At 64.7% G+C, this 553-nt stretch carries 1 protein-coding gene; it reads left to right on the top strand.

The genetic code is table 11. The features are described from left to right. A partial coding sequence (locus AB4Y92_RS25390; RefSeq protein ID WP_441822133.1) for an extracellular solute-binding protein occupies positions 1–535 on the top strand: 535 nt, incomplete at its 5' end. Between the last annotated feature and the right edge of the window lie 18 nt (positions 536–553).

The following is a 553-nucleotide window of genomic DNA, read 5'->3' as shown; positions in this document are numbered from 1 at the left end:
CTGGGGCGCCTCGCCGTCCGGCGCCGATTTCCAGGCGATCGTGGGCGCCATGCTCGTCCTCAAGGGCGAGGCGGAGACCACGACCTGGCTCAAGGCGATGAAAGCAGGCTCCAAGCCCTATCGCGGCAACAGCGTCGCGATGAAGGCCGTGAATACGGGCGAAGTCGAAGGCGCCGTGATCTACCACTATTATTTCTTCGGCGATCAGGCGAAGACCGCCGAGAACAGCGGCAATGTCGCGCTGCACTATTTCCGGCATCAGGATCCGGGCGCCTTCGTCAGCGTCTCCGGGGCTGGCGTGCTGGCGTCCAGCAAGCACAAGCCGGAGGCCGAGGCCTTCGTGAAATGGGTCGCCGGCAAGGGTGGCCAGGACATCCTGAGGACCGGGGATTCCTTTGAGTATGCCGTTTCCAAGGGCGCGGAATCCAACCCCAAGCTCGTGCCCCTGCCGCAGCYCGAAGCGCCGAAGGTCGAACCGTCCAAGCTTGACAGCAAGGCGGTCACCGAACTCATGACCAAGGCCGGGCTGCTCTGACAGCCCTCTGCCGGGCAG

The organism is Lysobacter sp. TAB13 (assembly GCF_052113885.1).
Lineage (GTDB): Bacteria > Pseudomonadota > Gammaproteobacteria > Xanthomonadales > Xanthomonadaceae > Lysobacter > Lysobacter gummosus.
This window is presented reverse-complemented; position numbering and strand designations above follow the sequence as displayed.